This is a genomic window from Brachybacterium squillarum M-6-3 (genome assembly GCF_000225825.1).
In the GTDB taxonomy this organism is placed as follows: domain Bacteria; phylum Actinomycetota; class Actinomycetes; order Actinomycetales; family Dermabacteraceae; genus Brachybacterium; species Brachybacterium squillarum.
This window is the reverse complement of record NZ_AGBX01000001.1, coordinates 128,946-148,521: the sequence shown is the minus strand read 5'-3', so window position 1 is coordinate 148,521 and position 19,576 is coordinate 128,946. Positions and strand designations below refer to the sequence as shown.

23 protein-coding genes and 1 tRNA gene are annotated in these 19,576 nt (G+C 72.1%); 16 read left to right on the top strand and 8 right to left on the bottom strand.

The features are described from left to right. Window positions 1–45 precede the first annotated feature (45 nt). Window positions 46–696, top strand: coding sequence for a MerR family transcriptional regulator (locus tag OM98_RS00765; RefSeq protein WP_139017532.1), 651 nt, complete (start codon window positions 46–48; stop codon window positions 694–696). On the opposite strand, the gene OM98_RS00760 is transcribed toward OM98_RS00765, so the two are convergent. After that, window positions 693–1,058, bottom strand: coding sequence for a hypothetical protein (locus OM98_RS00760; protein WP_010532647.1), 366 nt, complete (start codon window positions 1,056–1,058; stop codon window positions 693–695). The genes OM98_RS00765 and OM98_RS00760 overlap by 4 nt on opposite strands. A 153-nt stretch (window positions 1,059–1,211) precedes the next feature. Here OM98_RS00760 and OM98_RS15740 point away from each other — a divergent pair, with 153 nt between their 5' ends. Both OM98_RS15740 and OM98_RS00755 read left to right on the top strand, forming a co-directional pair. Next, entirely contained in the window at window positions 1,212–1,352 is a 141-nt protein-coding gene (locus tag OM98_RS15740; RefSeq protein ID WP_175285931.1) for a hypothetical protein, read from the top strand. Between the two features lie 154 nt (window positions 1,353–1,506). Next, window positions 1,507–1,869 (top strand): metallopeptidase family protein, encoded by a 363-nt coding sequence (locus OM98_RS00755; RefSeq protein WP_010532646.1) that lies wholly within the window; start codon window positions 1,507–1,509, stop codon window positions 1,867–1,869. Between the two features lie 21 nt (window positions 1,870–1,890). Here OM98_RS00755 and OM98_RS00750 read toward each other — a convergent pair whose 3' ends face one another. After that, the gene (locus tag OM98_RS00750; protein ID WP_010532645.1) at window positions 1,891–2,574 is read right to left on the bottom strand and encodes a response regulator; all 684 of its coding nucleotides are present in this window, start codon (window positions 2,572–2,574) and stop codon (window positions 1,891–1,893) included. Further along, a complete protein-coding gene (locus OM98_RS00745; RefSeq protein ID WP_029362604.1) occupies window positions 2,559–3,686 on the bottom strand; it encodes a sensor histidine kinase in 1,128 nt (375 codons plus the stop codon). Before OM98_RS00745 ends, OM98_RS00750 begins: the two co-directional genes overlap by 16 nt. A gap of 135 nt (window positions 3,687–3,821) precedes the next feature. On the opposite strand from OM98_RS00745, the gene OM98_RS00740 reads away from it, so the two are divergent. The 8 genes from OM98_RS00740 (at window position 3,822) to OM98_RS15730 (ending at window position 8,724) form a co-directional block, all read left to right on the top strand. After that, window positions 3,822–4,781: an ABC transporter ATP-binding protein gene (locus OM98_RS00740; protein ID WP_010532643.1), complete on the top strand. Its 960-nt coding sequence runs from the start codon at window positions 3,822–3,824 to the stop codon at window positions 4,779–4,781. 11 nt (window positions 4,782–4,792) lie between these two features. Beyond that, window positions 4,793–5,527 carry a hypothetical protein gene (locus OM98_RS00735; RefSeq protein WP_010532642.1) on the top strand — a complete coding sequence of 245 codons (735 nt, stop codon included), beginning with the start codon at window positions 4,793–4,795 and terminating at the stop codon, window positions 5,525–5,527. A 91-nt stretch (window positions 5,528–5,618) separates the two neighbouring features. Then, window positions 5,619–7,253 carry an alpha/beta hydrolase gene (locus OM98_RS00730; protein ID WP_010532641.1) on the top strand — a complete coding sequence of 545 codons (1,635 nt, stop codon included), beginning with the start codon at window positions 5,619–5,621 and terminating at the stop codon, window positions 7,251–7,253. A 118-nt stretch (window positions 7,254–7,371) separates the two neighbouring features. Beyond that, window positions 7,372–7,447, top strand: a tRNA-Thr gene (locus OM98_RS00725). A 157-nt stretch (window positions 7,448–7,604) separates the two neighbouring features. Further along, a complete protein-coding gene (locus tag OM98_RS00720; RefSeq protein WP_010532640.1) occupies window positions 7,605–7,838 on the top strand; it encodes a hypothetical protein in 234 nt (77 codons plus the stop codon). Window positions 7,839–8,124: 286 nt separating this feature from the next. Next, window positions 8,125–8,286 carry a hypothetical protein gene (locus tag OM98_RS15735; protein ID WP_175285930.1) on the top strand — a complete coding sequence of 54 codons (162 nt, stop codon included), beginning with the start codon at window positions 8,125–8,127 and terminating at the stop codon, window positions 8,284–8,286. Beyond that, a complete protein-coding gene (locus OM98_RS00715; protein WP_010532639.1) occupies window positions 8,283–8,504 on the top strand; it encodes a helix-turn-helix transcriptional regulator in 222 nt (73 codons plus the stop codon). Before OM98_RS15735 ends, OM98_RS00715 begins: the two co-directional genes overlap by 4 nt. Window positions 8,505–8,547: 43 nt before the next feature. Continuing rightward, the gene (locus OM98_RS15730) at window positions 8,548–8,724 is read left to right on the top strand and encodes a hypothetical protein (RefSeq protein WP_175285929.1); all 177 of its coding nucleotides are present in this window, start codon (window positions 8,548–8,550) and stop codon (window positions 8,722–8,724) included. A 100-nt stretch (window positions 8,725–8,824) separates the two neighbouring features. On the opposite strand, the gene OM98_RS00710 is transcribed toward OM98_RS15730, so the two are convergent. Further along, the gene (locus OM98_RS00710) at window positions 8,825–9,961 is read right to left on the bottom strand and encodes a fatty acid desaturase family protein (RefSeq protein WP_010532638.1); all 1,137 of its coding nucleotides are present in this window, start codon (window positions 9,959–9,961) and stop codon (window positions 8,825–8,827) included. Between the two features lie 878 nt (window positions 9,962–10,839). Between OM98_RS00710 and OM98_RS00700 the strand changes: the two genes are divergently transcribed. Next, window positions 10,840–12,165, top strand: a complete 1,326-nt coding sequence (locus OM98_RS00700) for an ISL3 family transposase (RefSeq protein ID WP_010532636.1) — start codon at window positions 10,840–10,842, stop codon at window positions 12,163–12,165. Between the two features lie 130 nt (window positions 12,166–12,295). Further along, on the top strand, window positions 12,296–12,487 hold the full coding sequence (locus OM98_RS00695) for a hypothetical protein (protein ID WP_010532635.1): 192 nt from the start codon (window positions 12,296–12,298) through the stop codon (window positions 12,485–12,487). 63 nt (window positions 12,488–12,550) lie between these two features. On the opposite strand, the gene OM98_RS00690 is transcribed toward OM98_RS00695, so the two are convergent. Both OM98_RS00690 and OM98_RS00685 read right to left on the bottom strand, forming a co-directional pair. After that, window positions 12,551–13,258, bottom strand: a complete 708-nt coding sequence (locus tag OM98_RS00690) for a response regulator transcription factor (RefSeq protein WP_010532634.1) — start codon at window positions 13,256–13,258, stop codon at window positions 12,551–12,553. Beyond that, a complete protein-coding gene (locus tag OM98_RS00685) occupies window positions 13,255–14,505 on the bottom strand; it encodes a histidine kinase (RefSeq protein WP_010532633.1) in 1,251 nt (416 codons plus the stop codon). Before OM98_RS00685 ends, OM98_RS00690 begins: the two co-directional genes overlap by 4 nt. Before the next feature lie 126 nt (window positions 14,506–14,631). Here OM98_RS00685 and OM98_RS00680 point away from each other — a divergent pair, with 126 nt between their 5' ends. Both OM98_RS00680 and OM98_RS00675 read left to right on the top strand, forming a co-directional pair. Further along, window positions 14,632–15,069, top strand: a complete 438-nt coding sequence (locus OM98_RS00680) for a Fur family transcriptional regulator (protein ID WP_010532632.1) — start codon at window positions 14,632–14,634, stop codon at window positions 15,067–15,069. Between the two features lie 93 nt (window positions 15,070–15,162). Then, window positions 15,163–16,659, top strand: a complete 1,497-nt coding sequence (locus tag OM98_RS00675; protein ID WP_010532631.1) for a catalase — start codon at window positions 15,163–15,165, stop codon at window positions 16,657–16,659. Window positions 16,660–16,872: 213 nt separating this feature from the next. Here the strand turns inward: OM98_RS00675 and OM98_RS00670 are convergent, their stop codons facing one another. Both OM98_RS00670 and OM98_RS00665 read right to left on the bottom strand, forming a co-directional pair. Next, entirely contained in the window at window positions 16,873–17,256 is a 384-nt protein-coding gene (locus OM98_RS00670; RefSeq protein ID WP_010532630.1) for a universal stress protein, read from the bottom strand. A gap of 83 nt (window positions 17,257–17,339) precedes the next feature. Then, window positions 17,340–18,011: a lysophospholipid acyltransferase family protein gene (locus OM98_RS00665; protein WP_010532629.1), complete on the bottom strand. Its 672-nt coding sequence runs from the start codon at window positions 18,009–18,011 to the stop codon at window positions 17,340–17,342. A gap of 127 nt (window positions 18,012–18,138) precedes the next feature. On the opposite strand from OM98_RS00665, the gene OM98_RS00660 reads away from it, so the two are divergent. Continuing rightward, entirely contained in the window at window positions 18,139–19,512 is a 1,374-nt protein-coding gene (locus OM98_RS00660) for a Gfo/Idh/MocA family protein (RefSeq protein WP_010532628.1), read from the top strand. The last annotated feature ends 64 nt before the right edge of the window (window positions 19,513–19,576 follow it).

Here is a 19,576-nt window from a genome sequence, read left to right as displayed (position 1 = left end):
CGGTGATCCTCACGGAAGCAGAGGGCGGGAATGACGGAGATGCGCATGGCGGAGCTGTCCCGGCGTTCGGGGCTGGCGGTGCCGACGATCAAGTACTACCTCCGCGAAGGCCTGCTGCAGCCAGGGAGGCGGACCGGCGTGAACCAGGCCGTCTACGACGTCCCCCACCTCGAGCGGCTGCGCCTGATCCGGGCACTGGCGAAGGTCGCGGGGCTTCCGCTGCACACGATCCGTGAGGTCGTGCGGGCCGTCGGCGACGGGTCCACTGTGCTGGACACGTTGGCGATCACCCAGGATGCGCTCGTGGGCGCGGTCGAGCCGGAGCCGTCGGACCCCGGAGCGGAGGCGCTGCTGGCGCGGGTGATCGAGGCGCGCGGGTGGCGCGCCCATCCGGCCTCGCCCGCGTACGCGGCGGCCCTCCGGGCCGTGGCCGAGCTGCGCGCCGAGGACCTGACGATGCTCGTCGACCACCTGGAGGACTACGCGCGCGCGGCCGACGAGGTGGGCCGCATCGACGTCGAGGCCGTCGGTGGTGCGGACGATCTCGACGAGATGATCCGCGGGGTCGTCCTCGGCAGCGTCCTGCGCCGCCCGCTCCTGGATGCGCTCGTGCTCCTCGCGCAGCAGCACCACGCCGGGGCCCTCGGCCGCGATCCGGGGGAGGGGGCCGACGGGCACCCTCGCGGCCGGCGCTAGGCGCGGCTGAGCCGTTCCTCGACGTCCGGCCAGGCCACGTGGTGCGCGGGGGAGTCCACGAGGGCCTTCGCCGCCATCCGGTCGGCGACCTCGATCCCGGCGGGGGAGAGCTCGCGGATGGTGAGGTCCCGGATCTCCTCGGCGGTGCCGGCGTCCAGCACCCAGACCTCGGCGAGTTCGGAGATGCCGCGCGCGATCAGCAGCGCCTCGCCCTCCTCGAAGCCCGTGTCCTCCCCGGCCAGGTGGCCGAGCAGGGTGCGCGGCCGCACCACTTCGTAGTCCTCGGTGACGGGCTCCAGGTAGCCGACCGTCTCGCGGTCCTCCCGCGTCACCGCCACCCAGCCGGTGGTGTCCGTGCTCATCGTGGGACCTCGATCCGTCCGGTCCGGCTCAGGACCCGGCCAGACCCACGAGCCCGATCACCAGCACCACCACGGCGACGGCACCGATGATGAAGGCCCAGTACTGCATCGGGACGAAGAACAGGGTGTGCTGGTTGCCGGCGGTGCGGGCCCGTGGTGTTCATCGCCCGCCCCGTGAACCAGATGCCCACGGCCGCGCAGGCCAGCCCCAGCGCGATCGTCAGCGGCATCGCCGTCTCCGGCAGCACCGTGCTCGCGAGCCCTCCGAAGAGGATCATCGCCGCCCCGATGTAGATCGCCGCCAGAATTCCCCACCCTCGCCAGATGACCATGCGGTCACTCTAGGACGGACCGGACCTTCCGCCCGGACGAGGGTCCGCGATGTGGAAACGCCCGGTCGTCCCCTCGCGTCCGGAGCGCGTCCAGCCGGACGTGCTTCGATGAGGACATGGTGCAGATCAGCCGGGCCGACTTCGAGGAGGCCGTGAACGACGCCCTGGACTCCCTGCCGGAGGAGGTCGCCGCCGAGATCGCCCGCGCGAACGTGGTGATCCTGGTGGAGGAGGAGCCCGAAGACCGCGAGCACGGGAAGGAGCTGCTGGGCCTGTACGTCGGGGTGCCGCTGGACAAGCGCAGCACCTTCCAGGGGTACGTGGAGCCCGACCGGATCCTCATCTTCCGCGGGCCCCTGCAGCGGATCACCCGCAGCCGCGAGCAGCTGGTGCGGCAGATCGCCGTGACGGTGATGCACGAGCTGGGGCACCTGTTCGGCCTCAGCGACGCCCGGCTGCACGAGCTCGGCTGGGGCTGAGTCGCGAGCCCGCCCGGGGCGCTACTCGGGCAGCTCGGCGTCGATCCCGCCGAGCCCGGCCTCGTGCGCGATGATCGCGATCTGCACCCGGTTGGTGCAGTCCAGCTTCGCGAAGATCTTCGAGACGTGCGCCTTCACGGTCGCCTCGCTCATGAACAGCCGCATCCCGATCTGGGCGTTGGACAGCCCCGCCCCGACGGCGCCCAGCACCTCGGTCTCCCGCTCGGTGAGCTGGTCCAGACCCGGGTGACGGTCCTGCCGGGCGCCCGGGTTGGCCTCGGAGAAGTGGGACAGCATCCGCTTGGTGACGGTGGGAGAGAGCATCGCCTCGCCGCCCGCGATGACGTGCACGGCCCGCGCCAGGTCCTGCGGGGCGGTGTCCTTCAGCAGGAAGCCGCTGGCCCCCGCCTCGAGCGCCTGGAAGACGTACTCGTCCATGTCGAAGGTGGTCAGCATGATGATCCGCGGCGCCTCGGCGAGCGCGGTCACCGCCTTCGTCGCGGCGATGCCGTCCATCGTCGGCATCCGCACGTCCATCAGCAGCACGTCGGGCCGGTGCCGGTGCACCAGGGTCACCGCCTCGGAGCCGTCGGCGCCCTCGCCGACGATCTCGATGCCCGGGTCGGCGCCCAGGATCATGCCCAGGCCCGCCCGCACCAGCGAGTCGTCGTCCACCAGGGCCACCCGGATCACGTCCTCGGCCACGGGATCACCGCCTTCACCTCGAATCGACCGTCCTCGGTGGGGCCCGACGTGATCGTGCCGCCCGCGTGCGCGACACGGGTCTCGATGCCCGACAGGCCCATGCGGGCGCCGGGCAGGTCCGTCGTGAACCCCTTGGGGAGCACATTACTGATCTCGATCACCAGCTCGCTGCCCGGCTCACCGATGAGCGCCACCCGGGCCCGGGTGTGGCGGGCGTGCTTGTGGATGTTGGTGAGCCCCTCCTGCACCACCCGGTAGGCGGTGCGCGCCATCGCGTCGGGCACCGGGTCGTCGATGAAGTCGAACAGCTCCACGGTGACGCCGGCCTCCTTGGTCGCGTCGACGAGGGAGCGCACGTCCTCCCAGGTGGGCTGCGGCACCAGCGGGGCCTCCTCGCCCTCGCCGCGCAGGACGCCCAGCACCTCCCGCAGCTCGGACAGCGCCGTGGTGGCGGTGGAGCGGATCAGGGCGGCGCTCTGGCGCACCTGCTCGTGCTCCATCGCGGGGTTCACCTCCAGGGCGCCCGCCTGCAGGGCGACCAGGGAGATCTTGTGGGCGACGATGTCGTGCATCTCCCGGGCGATGCGGGTGCGCTCGGCGCGGCGCGCCTGCTCCTCGGCCGATTCCCGGTCGGCCTCGGCGTCCTCGGCGCGGGTGCGGAACTCGGCCAGCAGCTGCCGACGGGCCGCCGTGTACATGCCCAGCGTGGCCGCCGCCACCCCGCAGAGGGCGGTGAGCGCGAGCACGATCAGGGAGTTCGCCAGCCCCGGCAGGGCCGCGGCGGGCACCGCGGAGGCCAGCACGGCCAGCACCAGCAGCAGCACCGTGCGCAGGCGGGAGCGGCTGCGGGTGGCGTAGGCGTAGGTGCCGATCACCAGAGGGGTCAGCAGGGCGCCGACGCCGGCGAGCGCCACCACCAGCGGCAGCACCCACCTCCAGTGCCGGTGCCGCAGCAGCAGTCCGGCCAGCGTCGCGGCACCCAGGGCGAGGGTGGGCCACAGCGGGGAGGACGGCACGGTCACGGTGGTGACGAGGGCGAGCTCGGCCGCCAGGGCGACGGCGATCGCCACCTCCTGCCACAGCCGTCGACGCGGCATCCCCGAGGCTTCCACGCGGACACTGTAACCAGCGGCGACGCCGGACCTCGACCTTCGTCGCCCCGGACCAGCCACCGCTCGACCTTCGGCCCGGCGTCGCGCGCCCCAGGGCCGATCCGCCGCCGCCCCGCGGCGACGGAGGGTGGGTCCATGCTCACCACCGACCCCAGCGCCCCCGCCCTCGAGATCCGCGGCCTCACCAAGCGCTTCGGCGCCCACACCGCCGTGGACGACCTCTCCTTCGCCTCCCACCCCGGCACCGTGACCGGCTTCCTCGGCCCCAACGGCGCCGGGAAGTCCACCACCCTGCGGATGCTCACGGGCCTCGCCCGGCCCGATGTCGGCGTCGCCCTCGTCGGCGGTCGCCCCTACCGGGAGCTGGAGCACCCCGGACGCATCATCGGCGTGATGCTGGACGCGACCACCCTGCACCGCGGCCGGACGGGCCTGGCGACCCTCCGCCTGACCGCCCGCACCCTCGGCATGCCGCTCGCCCGCGCCGAGGAGATGCTGGAGACCGTGGGCCTGACAGCCGCGGCCCGCACCCGCGTGGGCGCCTACTCCTACGGCATGCGCCAGCGCCTCGGCCTGGCCGTCGCCCTGATGGGCGACCCCGCGATCCTGGTGCTCGACGAGCCCGCCAACGGCCTGGACCCCGAGGGCATCCGCTGGATGCGACGCCTGCTGCGGGATTTCGCCGACGCCGGCGGCACCGTGCTGCTGTCCAGCCACCAGCTGCGCGAGGTCGAGGCCACCGTGGACCGGCTCGTGGTGATCTCCCGCGGCCGCCTGGTCCGCGAGGGGACGCTCGCCGAGCTCCGCCCCGACCACGCCACCCGCGTCGGCGCGGAGATCCCCGCCGCCCTCACCGCGGCGCTGGACCGTCACGGCATCGCCTGGGCGCCCCGCCCCGACGGCCTGCTCGACGTGGGGCTGCCCCCGATCGACCTCGGCCGTCTCGCCGTGCGCGAACGGATCGTGCTCACCGCCCTGACCGCCGCCGAGTCCGAGGGCCTCGAGGAGCTGTTCTTCCAGCTCACCGAGGAGCCCGCCGACTCCTCCACCACCGCCCCGTCCACCCCCGCGCCGGCCCCGGCGCTCGCCTCCTGAGGAGCCCCGTCATGCGACCCGATCTCGACCTCCGAGCCCACCTGTCCGCCCTCGGCGCCCGCCTCGTCCTGGCCGCCACCCTCGCGGTGATCGTCCTCGCGGCGGTCGTCGCCGGCGTCGCCCAGCCGCTGCTGCTGAGCGACGGCTCCGCCGATCTCTCCCTGTCCCTCTACATCACCGCCCTGCCGCTGACGGTCGCCCTCCCCGTGATCGCGGTGACGATGCTCGCCGGTCCCTTCAGCGACCGCTCCGTGCAGCAGACCCTCCTGCAGCGACCCGACCGACGGGCCGTGCTCGGCTCGAACGTGCTCGCGGTCCTCGCCCTGGCCGCCGTCCTGTTCGCGGTGACCCTCGGCCTGGCCGCGCTCGCCACCTGGCTCGGCGGCACCCTGCTCGGCACCGGACCCGTGATCGACGGCTTCGGCCGGGCGCTGCTGGTGCAGTCCGCGATGCTGCTGGCCACCACCGTCTTCTCCGTGGCCGTCGCCCTGCTGCTGCGCAGCACGGTGCTGGCCCTGGTCGTCGCCCTCGGCGTGCCCGTCGTGGTCTCCGCCGCCGGCGGGATCGCCGCGGCCCTCGGCCGCGACGCCCTGGTCACCGTCGTCCGGGCGGTGGACCTGCAGGCCGCGGCCTCGTCGCTGGCCTTCGGGGAAGCCTCCCCGATCCACCTGCTGCCGCTGCTGCTCCTGGTGGTGCTGCCCGCGGCGCTCGGGGTGCGTGGCTGGATGCGCACCGAGGTGGCCTGAGCCGCCGCCCGGCGGGACGGGCCCCTAGGATGGCGGGCGCACCGCCGCCGCCGTCCCGCCGTTCCTCCTCGCGGCGGGTGAAGGAGTCCCCATGTCGCTGATGTCCCGGGCCCGCCGCCCCCTCGCCCGACTGGGGACGGTGGCCGCGGCCTCCGCGCTGGTCCTCGCCTCCTGCACCGGCGGCGGGGAGACCGGCGGCGGCAGCGACGCGGGAGGCGGAAACGCCGCCTCCGAGGACGCCGAGCAGAGCGGTCCCGCGCTCGCCGAGACCGGCACCTCCGCCGCCGCGGACCTGGAGGATCCCGTCGCCGACCCCGCCTACGCCGCCTACTACGAGCAGGACATGGTCTGGAGCGACTGCGGCGCCACCGCCTCCGGAGCGGCCCTGGAGTGCGCGACGATCTCGGTGCCGGTGCAGTGGGACGACCCCGACGCCGGGGATATCGACCTGGCGCTGGTCAAGCACGTCGCCACCGGTGCCGAGACCACGGGCAGCCTGTTCGTGAACCCCGGCGGCCCCGGCGGCTCCGGCGTCGACTTCGCGACCAACGCCGAGTACACCTTCTCCGCCGACGTGCTCGCCTCCTACGACGTGATCGGCTTCGACCCCCGCGGCGTCGGCCAGAGCGCCGGCATCGACTGCCTCAGCGACGAGGAGCTCGACGAGCGCCGCGCCGCCGACGACCTGCCGCTCACCGAGGAGGGCTTCGAGGCGATGACCACCTGGGGCGAGCGCACCGCCGAGGGGTGCGAGGCCGACTCCGGCGAGCTGCTGCCCTACCTCGACACCCTCTCCGCCGCCCGCGACCTGGACGTGATGCGCGCCGCCGTCGGCTCCGAGCAGCTCGACTACCTGGGCTTCTCCTACGGCACCTACCTCGGCGCGACTTACGCCGAGACCTATCCGGACCGCGTCGGCTCCTTCGTGCTGGACGGCGCCATCGACCCCAGCCTCATCGGCGACGAGTTCAGCGCCGGCCAGGCGGAGGCCTTCGAGGGCGCCACCGACGCCTTCATCGAGGCCTGTCTGGACGCGGGGGAGGAGTGCCCGCTTGAGGGCGAGCCCGCCGAGGCCAAGCAGCAGCTGCTGGACTTCCTGGCCTCCGTGGAGGAGGAGCCGCTGCCCACGGGCGATCCCGAACGGCCTCTCACCGGGTCCCTGGCCCGTGCCGGGCTGCTGATCCTGATGTACGAGGACGGCACCTGGTCGCTGGGTCGCGACGCGCTGGCCGACGCGATGGACGGGGACGGCACCGCCCTGCTGAGCCTCGCCGACCAGGGCGCGAACCGGAACCTCGACGGCTCCTACAACGGCAACTCCGCGGTGGCCATCACCGCCGTGAACTGCCTGGACCATCCTGCGGTGACGGACATGGACTGGCAGCGCAGCGAGGCCGAGCGCCTCGCCGAGGAGAACCCGACCTTCGGCCCGACCTTCGGCTTCAGCGGCTACGCCTGCTCGATGTGGCCCGAGGGGCCGGTGCGGGAGCCCGCCGAGATCCACGCCGAGGGCGCCGGCCCCATCGTCGTCATCGGCACCACCGGCGACCCGGCCACCCCCTACTCCTGGGCGGAGGCCCTGGCCGCACAGCTCGACTCCGGGGTGCTGGTCACCCGCGAGGGCGAGGGGCACACCGCCTACGGCCGCTCCGGCGGCTGCATCGAGGAGCTGGTGGACGCCTACCTGCTCGAGGACGAGGTGCCCGCCGAGGGCGCCACCTGCTGATCCCCGTCGGCGGGCCCCGCGGGCGAGTGTGACCTCGGCAGGATCGCCGCCGCGGGCTTTGCGCGCCCGCGCGGCGGTCTCGTACAGTGGTCCGGTCCGCCGGGTGACCGGCGGGGACGCCGCCTTAGCTCAGTCGGCAGAGCGATTCACTCGTAATGAATAGGTCGCCGGTTCGATTCCGGCAGGCGGCTCCACAGAGAAAGCCCCCGTCACCTGCAGGTTCAAGGTGGCGGGGGCTTCTTCATTCCCTCTCCTCGGGATCGCTGGACGCCCATCTGGTGACCCATTGGCGATCGGTGTCCCATCGGGTCGCCCATCTCGTTCGTCAGACCCCCGGTGCAGGGTCGCCGCATGAGCGACTATGACCTGACCGATGGCGGCCGGCGACGCATCGTTAGCGCGGACCAGGAGCGGAACCTGCGCGAGCAGGCCGAGCTGCGGGCGCTGTTCGATCGGGAGCTCGCTGCGGGCCGAGGCGTCGCCTGCTCGTTCCCGGAGACCGCTGAGCGGATCGAGCGCGACGAGAAGCGCTGGGACGAGCTCGGGGAGGGGTCTCAGGACCCGGGAGACTGGGATCCGGCCTGAGTCCGAGCATGATGCGTGAGCCATGGGGCCATGGAGTCGGCCCTACCCCTTGCGGAGGCATAACTACTGATGTACAGTAGAGCCATAACCGAAGAGAGGAGGAAGCATGGAACACCTGCCAGGCATCGCGGCCGTCATCGCCGCGGCCGCCGCACTCGTCAAAGCGACAGCCGACCTGATCGCGACGATCCGCAAGGACGACGACGAGGAGTGAGCGCGAGGCGGTCCCGGAGTAGAGCAAGTACCCCGGGGCCGCCCGCCTGGCAAGCATCCCACGCGACCGGACATGAAGAACAGGACCATCTCCACCACGTGGCTCGCCATCGCAGCCTCCGCCCTGACCGCCTGGGCTGCAGCCTCCGGGCTGACAGGCTGGGCCATCGCCGCCGGCGCGATCACCGTTGCGGCCGTCGGCGTCAGCCTCGCTGCCCACCGGGCCCGACGATGACCACGGTCTACCTGTCCCGCACCGAGCTCGCAGAGCGGATCGGCGTCAAGGTGCCCACCCTGTCCCGGTACACCCTCCCGGAGCCGGACGTCGTCATCGGCGCCAGCGGCCGCGGGACCATGGGATGGCTTCCCGAGACGGTGGACCAGTGGAACGCGGCCCGCCCGGGCTCGCCCGGACGCGGCGGCTCGACGCGTGCGGCTGATCCAGCCGCGTAGCCTGCGAAGATCCGAGCAGACCGCCGAGCCCACCGGGAGAGCCGTGGACAGCGACCAGCCGCAGGACGCGCTCCGCAATGGACGCGAGCAGATCGACGACAACGCTCACGAGCGCGAGGTCATGCTGCAGCGCCGCAGCGAGGGCGTCGGCGACGGCCTCGCAGCCCTCGCGGCGGCCAGCATCACCGAGCTCCGTCGGCACTGCCCTGACGGGGCCTAGGAGCTCGCGTGAGAGGAGAAAACGTGTCGAGCGTCCCGCGATACCGCGTGATGAGCGAGGAGGCACTCACGGAGGTCGCCAAGTTCTCGTCTCTCCGCACCTAGGGCGTCGGTCGGTACTGCGCGAGGATCGGGCAGGTGAAGGGATCCCGGGCCGCCAGGCCTACTTCGTTGAGGTGTCGAACCACGATGAGGTAGGCGCGGTGTGCGGGCTCCTCGGCGTAGGGGACTGCTAGGGCAGCACACTTCTCGCGGACGAGTCGGCGGGCCTTCGCGAGGTGCGGGCGCGGCATGGAGGGGAACAGGTGGTGCTCGATCTGGTGGTTGAGCCCTCCGTACACGAGCGTCGCCCACCGACCGCCGGAGATGTTGCGCGAGGTGCGCACCTGCTTCGAGAAGAAGTCGAGGCGGGCATCCGGAGCGACGGTGGGCATCCCTGTGTGGTTCGGAGCGAACGACGCCCCCATGTACACGCCGAACACGGCGAGCTGGACGCCGCTGAACGCGAACGCCATCCCCAACGGTAGCAGGACGAACGCGGGTGCGACGAGGAGAGCGAACCGACCAGTCACCAGCCCGAGCTCCGTGAATCGGTGGGTCGTGGGCCGTGGCGAGAAGAGGTGGCGGAAGCTGTGCATGTGCAGGTTCAGCCCCTCGAGTGTGAGAAGCGGGAAGAACAGCCATCCCTGGCGTTGCGTGATCCAGCGGAGGATCCCGCGGGACTTGGCCGCGTCGGAGGCGAGGAAGGAGATGGTGTCCACGGCGATGTCGGGATCCTTGCCCACCTGGTTGGGATTGCCGTGATGGCGGGAGTGTTTGCGGTCCCACCAGCTGAAGGACAGGCCGGTGGTGCCGGCGAGGAGGCGCGCAAGACGGGTGTTGGCGCGCCCACTGGCCAGAACTTGACGGTGGCCAGCCTCATGCGCGACGAACGCGATCTGGGTCAGGATGATCCCGATGGCGGCCGCGACGAGGAGCTGGAACCAGCTGTCGCCGAGGAAGACGAAAGCGACCGCGCATCCGAGCAGTGCGGTCGCAAGCGCGGCCGCCACAAGGACGTAGTACCACCGGGCGCGTTCTAGCAGGCCCAGCGCGCGGATCTCCCGGGAGACCTCCACGAAGGCGCGAAGCTGCGGCGGGAACGAGGTCGCGTCGATCAGGGAGTCGAGGGCCGAAGGATGCTCTGCTGGCACGTCACGGGCGGGTGAAGACCGGGGAGTCAAGGAAGTAGGCGTCATCGGAACCTAACGTCGAGGTGGGGTCGCATCGGCCCCCGAACCGTCGAGGGGTCCCTCGACCATTCGAACTGTACGGGGCCGCCCTGGGCGTCTTCACAGGCTCTTGACGACGTGGGCGCCCTTCGCTCGTGAGCCTGACCGGTCCTCCGCTGCAGCTGCAGCGACACCGTCGCGCGTACACGCGCCGCTGGCGTGGAACACACCTGAGTGCTCCGCCACGTGACACGGTGAGCGCGCCACTGGTGCGCACCTGGGCACGATGTTCGCGGCCGCTTATGGGCACGCTCGGCCGGGTCCGTATCACCGACCGAGCGCACCACCGACAGTACGCGACGCCGCAGCGAGGCCGTCGCCGACGCTCGCGCAGCTGGCCTCGAGGTGCGCGACATCGCGGTCCTCATCAACGAGGACGAGAGCACCGTCTACAAGATCCTCCGCGCCGCGGGTGTGCAGCAGACCTGAGCTCCGCACTATCCGTGACCGCGCCCGCACCGGCGTGCGTAGGCCACGCTCCAGGGACTAGAGTGGTCCACATCGGGGTGTGGATAAAGTGTGGACGCCAGTGGATATCTCTGCCCCGGGAGTCGAGAGTGAGAGGCGAGAACGATGGCTACCGTCCTTGACGTCGCGTCGTACATCCTGGAGAAACAGGGCGGGACGACAGCGATGAAGCTGCAGAAGCTCTGCTACTACTCGAAGGCTTGGCACCTCGTCTGGGAAGAGCGACCGCTGTTCACCAACCGCATTGAGGCATGGGCTAACGGGGCTCTTCAGAGTTGAGTGTGGGCGCGCCGGTGGCGTCGGGTCGCTGGGGATAGACGTCGAGGTCCTCGATGATGAGCGGACTTCTACCCCCGCTGATCTCAAGGACCTCGACAATGCCCAACTCTACGTGCGCCTGCTCTGACGCGCTCGGCCGCTGCGACCGTTGCGATCTTCTCCTCGATTTCCCCAGCCTCCATCTGGCCTCGGTGGTGAAGGGCCGTACGGGCCTGGTGCTCGAGGTCGAGTCCTGCGATCCAGTGGCCGGATGCCCTGGTTGCGGAGTCATCGCCGCTGGTCACGGCCGAGTGATGGTCGAGGTGATCGATGCGCCCTGGGCGGGCCGTCCAGTGCGGATCCGGTGGCGCAAGCGCCGCTGGATCTGCCACGAGGGCATCTGCGAGGTGGTCTCGTTCGTGGAGCAGGACCCGGAGGTCTGCGCTCCGCGGGGCCTGCTGAGCACGCGCGCGATCCGCTGGGCGATCGGTCAGCTCCGCCGCGAGGGAGCGACGATCCAGGGCCTTGCTCGCCAGCTCGGCACGACGTGGAACACGGTCTGGTCCCAGGTCCGACCACTCCTGATCGAGGCTGCGAACGACCCGTCCCGGTTCGAGGGAGTGCAGGTCCTGGGCGTGGACGAGCACATCTGGCACCACCGGGACCCGCGCCGGCGCGGCCCGAAGGAGCTCACCGGGATGGTCGACCTGACCCGAGGACCCCACCCCACCGCCAGGCTGCTGGACCTGGTCCCCGGCCGATCCGGCAAGGCCTACCGAGACTGGCTGGACAAGCGGGGCGAGACGTTCCGCCGGAAGGTCGAGATCGCGACGCTGGACCCGTTCCAGGGATATAAGAACGCGATCGATGACCAGCTCGAAGATGCGACCTGCGTGCTGGACGCCTTCCACATCGTCAAGCTCGGCAGGGCGGCGGTCGATGACGTTCGCCGCCGGATCCAGCAGGAGACCCTCGGCCACCGCGGCCGCAAGGGAGATCCCCTCTACGGCATCCGCCACATCCTCCGCGCGGGGCGCGAACGCCTCACCCCGCGCCAGCAGACTCGGCTGGCCAGCGCGTTCGCGGCGCATCCCGATCATGTCGCGGTCGAGGTCGCCTACCACTGCTCCCAAGACCTCCGCGACGTGTTCCACCAGCCCACACCCGCACGAGGGCGACAGCTCGCCGAGAGGCTCATCGCCTCCCTGCCGTCCTGCCCGATCCCCGAGATCGCCCGACTCGGGAAGACCCTGCGCCGCTGGCGGACAGCATTCCTGGCCTACTTCGACACCGACGGCGCGAGCAACGGCGGCACCGAGGCCGTCAACGGGATCATCGAACTCGGCCGCCGCACCGCCCGCGGCTTCCGGAACTACGAGCACTACCGCCTACGAATGCTCCTCATCACCGGCGGCCTCGACGCATCACCACACACTCAACTCTGAAGAGCCCGTCGCGCAGATCCCATCGCGGCGTGTGCCGCGATACCTCCCCACCCGCGTCGCTTGGGTCTACTGTCCGGTCGAGCGCAGGTCGTCGATCGCTGCCGTCTCCTCCGAGCACCGACAGGTCCTGATGTCGTCGAACCCGATTCCGCCTGCTCCCCTCGAGCCCGCCCCCGGCGCGAGCCCCGTCCTGAGCCGCCGCCGGCTGGCCCGCACCCTCGCCTGGGCCGCCGCCGTCGCGCTGGCCGCGGTGGCCCGCCCCGCCGTCGCCGTCTCCACCTGCCCGGGCGTCACCATCGACGTCCGTCGCACGGTCACCTGACGCGGGACGCTCTACGGCTCCACCCGCGGCCCCAGCACCCTGCAGCCCACCACGAACTGAGGCTCAGCCCCGCCGGCCCGGGCGCGGGGCGGGCACCAGGCCGAGCTCGAAGGCCCGCAGCGCGAGCTGCAGGCGGGAGGCGCAGCCGAGCTTCGCCATCAGCGAGGACAGGTGCGACTTCACGGTGGACTCCGAGAGCATCAGCGCCTTCGCGATCCGGGCGTTGGGCTCCGCGGCGCACACCAGGGCCAGCACCTCCCGCTCCCGCTCGCTGAGGTGCAGGGTCTGCAGGGTCTCCGCGTCCACCGGGGCCTCGCCGGCGCCCGGGTCGACCCCGTCACCGGTGGCGAGCTGCTCGGCGATCTCCGGGGAGAGCAGGGTGCCGGCCCGCTCCGCCGCCCCGCGCACGGCGGCCACCAGCGCCGCCGAGGGGGTGGTCTTCAGCAGGAATCCCACGGCCCCGGCGGCGATGGCCTCGCGGATCTGCTCGTCGGTGCCGAAGGTGGTCAGCACCAGCACCCGCACCCCGGGGTGCTCGGCGGCGGCCCGGCGGGTGGCGGCCAGGCCGTCCAGACCCGGCAGGGTGAGGTCCATCAGCACCACGTCGACGCCGCCGGGGATCAGTGCGAGGGCCTCCTCGCCCGTGCCCACGGCCGCGCGCACGGCGATGCCCTCCTCGCGAGCGAGCACCCCGGTCAGGGCCTCGCGCACGATCGCGTCGTCGTCGCAGATCAGCACCTGGACGGTGTCGGTCGAGGTGGGCGTGCTCATGCCGTGCTCCTGGGGGGTGCGACGACGCCGGGGACGGACCGGGGAACGGCGGCCGGGATCAGCACGCGGGTGAGGTAGGTGTCGCCCTCGCGACGGGTGGTGAGATGGCCGCCGACCTCGCGGAGGCGTTCACCCATCCCCAGCAGGCCGACGCCACCGGGGAGGTCCTCGGGGGTGTCACGGCCACGGCGGTCGCTGCGCATCACCCCGTTGAGGACGGCCAGCTCGATCATCGGGGCGGCCTCGGCGATGCTGCGGACCTCCAGCAGGATCGCCACGGGGGAGGAGCGCTCGCCGTGGCGCAGCACGTTGGCCTCGATCTCGCCGAGACAGCGGGCCAGCAGGGGCTGGGGCCCGCTGACGGAGTCCAGCGATCCCTCGGTGGAGAGCTGCACGTCGAAGCCCTCCTCGCGGAGCCGGTCCCGGGAGCGCTGCATCAGCGAGCCCGCCCTCGCCGGCGACGGCGGGACGGGGGACTCCCCGGCGGAGGTGCGGCGGCGGAGCTCCTCGAGCAGCTCCCGCATCTGCTCGGTGCCGTCCCGCGCGATGGAGGAGATGCGCGCCAGGGCGGCGGCCTCGCTGGTGGTGGGGGCGTGCCGGCCCGGGGCGCGGAGCTCGCGGCCCGGGTGAGCGGCGGTCTCGGCGAGCATCACCACCTGCGCCATCGAGCGCACCCCGGTGTCGTGCAGCTCGCGGGCGATCGCCCGGCGCTGTTCGGCGAGGTCCTCGATGCGGCGGGTGCGCTCCCGGCCGGCGGAGCGGATCAGCTCCCGGCCCCAGGCGCCCGCCAGCAGGGCGGTGACCTGGAGCAGCACCCAGATGGTGATCTGGGCGAGGATGTTGTCGGTCGCGGTGCCGGACTGCAGGATCCCGGCGACGGAGGCGGCGACCTGCCACAGGGCGGTGCCGAGCGCGAGGGGCATCCGGCCCTTCGCGGCGGTGGCCGCCACGGCGATGGGTCCGGCGAGCATCCCGGCGCTGCCCACCGCCGGGCCGACCAGCAGGGCGAGGGTGAGGACCACGGCGATCACCACGGAGGCGGTGCCGGGGCGCCGCAGCGCCAGGCCGCCGGCGAGGCTCAGCACCACCGCCTCGAGCACAGCGGCCGGCCCCACCCCCTCGGCAACCGGCACGGTGCCCAGCAGGAGGAGCAGGGTCACCAGGGTGATCGCGAGCCAGCTGTCCAGGCGCGGCACCGTCGCGGAGGCGAAGAGCTCCGCGGGCGGGGGCGAGGGACGAGCGGACACGGATGCAGGCTAAACCGGACCAGTCGGGCACCACCAGGGCAGGAGGTCGCTGTGGACACGCCGGGCACGCTCCTGGATGAGGACGTTTTCTTGAGTGAGTCCAGATAGATGGGGTAGGGTCGGGCCATGCCGAGCCTCGACCACGCCTCCGCCCTGCGCCATGCGGGCCTGCGCGTGACCGCGCCCCGGCTGGCCACCCTCGAGGTCGTCTCCGAGCTCCCGCACGCCGACGCCGAGTCCGTCGCCCAGGCCGTGCGCGACCGTCTCGGCACCGTCTCCCGCCAGGCCGTCTACGACATCCTCAACGCCCTGACGGATGCCGAGATCCTGCGTCGGGTCTCCGTCGGCGGTCGCAGCATGCGCTACGAGCTGCACCGCCACGACAACCACCACCACCTGGTCTGTACCGAGTGCGGCCGGCTGGAGGACGTGCCCTGCACCGTCGGCCACGCCCCCTGCCTGACCCCGGCCGAGGACCACGACTTCGAGATCGAGGTCGCCGAGGTCGTCTTCCGCGGTCGCTGCAGCCGCTGCCGCGAGACGCTCACCGCCACCGCCCCCTGATCCCCGGGCCCGTCCGGGCCCGGTCCCCCTGTCCCTCCGTCTGCCCGCTGATCTGTCAGCTCGTCAGAAACCGTCACCACCAAGGAGAACGACATGACCACCGTCGACCCCACCGCCGGCTTCGACCCGGCCCTGCCCTCGACCACCGAGTCGGGCGCGCGGCGCCAGTCCGACGCCCACTCCCTCAGCATCGGCGCCGACGGCCCGCTGCTCCTGCACGACGTGGCCCTGGTGGAGAAGCTCGCGCGCTTCGACCGCGAGCGCATCCCGGAGCGCAGCCCCCACGCGAAGGGCTCCGGCGCCTTCGGCGAGCTCGAGATCACCGAGGACGTCTCGCAGTACACCAAGGCCGGGCTGTTCCAGAAGGGCGCGAAGACCCCGATGCTGGCGCGGTTCTCCACCGTGGCCGGTGAGCTGGGCTCGCCCGACACCTGGCGCGACGTGCGCGGCTTCGCGCTGAAGTTCTACACCGAGGAGGGGAACTTCGACATCGTCGGGAACAACACCCCGATCTTCTTCATCCGGGATCCCATGAAGTTCCCCGACTTCATCCACTCCCAGAAGCGCACCCCGGACTCCGGCCTGCGCGACGCCACCATGCAGTGGGACTTCTGGACCCTCTCCCCGGAGAGCGCGCACCAGGTCTCCTACCTCATGGGCGACCGCGGCCTCCCGAAGACCTGGCGCCACATGAACGGCTACTCCTCCCACACCTACCTGTGGGTCAACGAGGCCGGCGAGAAGTTCTGGGTCAAGTACCACTTCCTCACCGAGCAGGGCATGGAGTTCCTGACCAACGCCGAGGCCGACGAGCTGGCCGGCAGCGACGGCGACTACCACCGCCGTGACCTCTTCGAGTCCATCAAGGGCGGGGACTTCCCCTCCTGGAAGCTCGAGGTGCAGGTCATGCCCTACGAGGACGCGAAGGAGTACCGCTACAACCCCTTCGACCTCACCAAGGTCTGGTCCAAGAAGGACTACCCGCGCATCCCCGTGGGCCGTTTCACCCTGAATCAGAACCCCAGCAACCACTTCGCGCAGATCGAGCAGGCCGCCTTCAGCCCCTCGAACACCGTGCCGGGCACCGGCGTCTCGCCCGACAAGATGCTGCTGGGCCGCGTGTTCTCCTACCCGGATGCGCACCGCAACCGCCTGGGCACCAACTTCAACCAGCTGCCGGTGAACCGTCCGCTGAACCAGACCAACTCCTACGACAAGGAGGGGGCGATGCAGTTCTTCCACAGCGGCGACGCCCCGGTCTACGCGCCGAACTCCTTCGGCCGCGCCTACCAGGACGAGCAGGGCCCGGTCGACAACGGCTGGGAGGCCGACGGCACCATGGTGCGCTCGGCCTACACCCTCCACGCCGAGGACGACGACTTCGGCCAGGCGCACATCCTGGTGCGTGAGGTGATGGGCGAGGACGAGCGCGCCCGCCTGGTGGAGACCGTCTCCGGGATGATGGGCGACGTGATCGAGCCCGTGCGCTCCCGCGTCTTCCAGTACTGGAAGAACATCGACCAGGAGGTCGGCGAGGCCATCGAGCGCGCCTCGCTCGCGGGCGAGGGGGAGGACGTCCCCGGCGCCTGATCCGCGGCGCCCGACACGACGAGGCCCGGCCCGCCCCGCGAGGGGAGGGCCGGGCCTCGGCCGTGCAGGGGACGCGCCCGCCCGCAGAGCCCGCATCGTTTGCCCCTCCCGCCCGGGTGGACCACCCGAGAAATTCGACGATCCCTGCCAGAAAGCGGCAGGGATCGTCGAAGAACCAGAGCTTGGGGCGGGTCGGGCGCCTCGCGGCGGCGCCTAGACGACCAGCACCTCGCTGCGGGCGGAGAGCAGGAGCTTCTGGATGGTCAGGCCCAGCAGGTGGCGGCCCACGTCCTTCTGACGGCGGATGCCCAGCACCAGCAGCTCGGCCTTCTCCTGCTCCAGGATCTCCAGCAGCACCTCGGCGATGTCGTCCTCGGTGGTCTCGCGGCGCTGCTCGACGCGCACGGCGGCGCCGCGCAGGCGGTCCATCGCGATCTCGAACTGCTGCTCGGAGGCGTGGCGCGGATCCCCGGTGACGCCCGCGCGGGACACGTTGACGACGATCAGCGGTCCGCCGCGGCGCTCGGCCTCGACGCGGGCGACGTCCAGGGCGGCGTAGCCCACCTCGGTGGGGATGAATCCGACGACGACGGCCATGTCTGCACTCCTGGGTCGGGGGCGGTGCTCGCTGGCCCGATCCTACGGGTCCGCAGGCGGGGGCGGGGCGCCCGGGCGGACGCTCAGCCCTCGTCGACGTCCGGCAGCGGCACGTCGGAGCGGCGCTGGCCGGACAGGGCCTGGATCTCGTCCATGATCCGCGCGGTCATCAGGCGCCGTCGGGAGCCCTTGGACAGCGAGGGGTCGATGTCGTCCAGCTCGATGGGGGCGCCCACGTCGACGGTCACCACGCCGCGCTTCCGCGCGCCCTTGGCGAAGAGCTGCGGGGTGCCGGTCACGCCGACCGGGATCACCGGGGCGCCGGACTCCAGGGCCAGCCAGGCGGCGCCCTGCTTGCCGGGGTGCAGCATTCCATCCTTGGAGCGGGTGCCCTCGGGGTAGATGGCGAAGCCCTTGCCCGAGCGCAGGATCTCCAGGCCGGCCTGGAGGGCGCCCTTGCCCGAGGAGAGCGCCTCGCGGTCCACGGGCACCGCGCCGACCTGCTCGAAGAAGAACTTCTGGATGCGGCCGATCGGGCCGGGCTTGTGCCAGAAGTCGTCCTTGGAGACGAAGGAGACCTGCCTGGGCAGCACCACCGGGATCAGGAAGCTGTCGACGTTGGCCAGGTGGTTCGAGGCCACCAGGAAGGCGCCGTCCTCGGGGATGTTCTCGAGCCCGCGCACGCGCGGCTTCCAGAACAGGCGCACCGGGAGGCGCACGATGCCGCGGGCGGCCATGTAGAACGCGGTGGACACGGGGACCTCCTGGGGACGGGGACGACGGGCCCACGATAGGCGAGGACCACCTGCGACGCCGCACCGGGCGCCCTCGGCGCCGTGTGGTAGAACGGGCGCAGTCCCGCCACGCTCGAGGAGCCCCCGCATGCCCAAGACCCTGAACATCGCCGTGATCGGCGTCGGCACCCAGGCCCAGGCCGTGCACCTGCCGGTGCTGCGCCGCCGCTGGGACCGCTTCGCCGTGACCGCGCTGGTGGACCACTCCGAGCGGCGCCGCCGGGAGTCCGCCGAGGTGTGGGGGGTCCCCGAGCAGCAGCGCTACGCGAGCGTCGCCCACCTGGTCGCCGCCGTGCGCGCGAAGGAGATCGCCCTCGACGGGGTCCTGCTGTCCACCGACGGCCTGCACGTCGAGGACCTGCTGACGCTGATCCGCCGCGGCATCCCGGTGCTGGTGGAGCCGCCGCTGGGCTTCTCCGCCGCCGAGGTGGCGCGCATCGCCGACCTCGAGCGGATGACCGGTCGGCGCCTGGTGATGATGGCCTACCCGCAGCAGTACGACGAGTCGGTACAGCGGGTGCCGGACCTCGTGGCCCGCAAGGATGTGCGGATGCTGGAACACGAGGTGCTGATGCCCGCGAGCCAGCCGCTGTTCGGCGCCGCGCACGTCACCACCGCCTCCTACGACCTGCCCTCCGAGAAGCGCGCAGAGCGGCGCAGCGCCCTGCAGTCCGCGGTGAAGGAGGGCTCCGGCCCCAGCGCCACCCAGCGCGACCGCGACCTGTACGTGAAGGGGCTGCTGACGGGCGTGGCCCATCAGCTCGCGGTGCTCGAGGCCACCTACGGGCCGATCAGCGAGCTGGAGGCCGTGCGGCACTGGCCCACGGGCGTGGTGCCCGGCTCGATCGAGCTGTGGGGCCAGCTGGAGGGCGGCGGCCGGGTGCGGCTGGTGTGGCACTACCTGCCCTTCGCCCCCGAGTACTCGGAGCACCTGCGGGTGCTCTCCGCCCGCAAGCGCCTGCACGTCGAGCTGTTCGCTCCCTCCCACGGCGACCGCCGCACCGCGGTCTCCCTGCGGGAGAAGAAGTCCGGGGTGGTGCAGGAGACGACCTCCGCCGCCGGGCACGGCGCCGCGGAGTCGATGTGGGAGGGCTTCCACGCCTTCGTGGTCAAGGGCCGCGAGCCCATCTCCGGCGCCGCCTCCGAGCTGGCCCAGGTGGAGCTGCTGCGTCGCGTGCTCGCCGCCGTGGTCGAGGCCGACGGCCGCGACATCGACGCCCCCGTCGAAGCGGAAGAGGACGCCGCCGCCGAGCAGAGCGACGGCACCACCGTCGAGCCGGAGCACGGCGCGACGGCCCCCGCCGGTGCCCCCGCCACGACGGGCGCTCCGGCCACCGCGGACACCCCGACCCCGACGAACACGGCCGATCCGGCCGAGGACTCCGCGCCGACCGGCACGGAGGACCCCGCCGCCCCCGCCCCCGAGCCCGGGGTGCTCGACCTCCCGCGCGAGAGGTCCTGACCCCTCCAGCAACACCCCCTGGCGCCGCTCCTCCCACCTCGGGAGGGGCGGCGCCGTCGCGTGT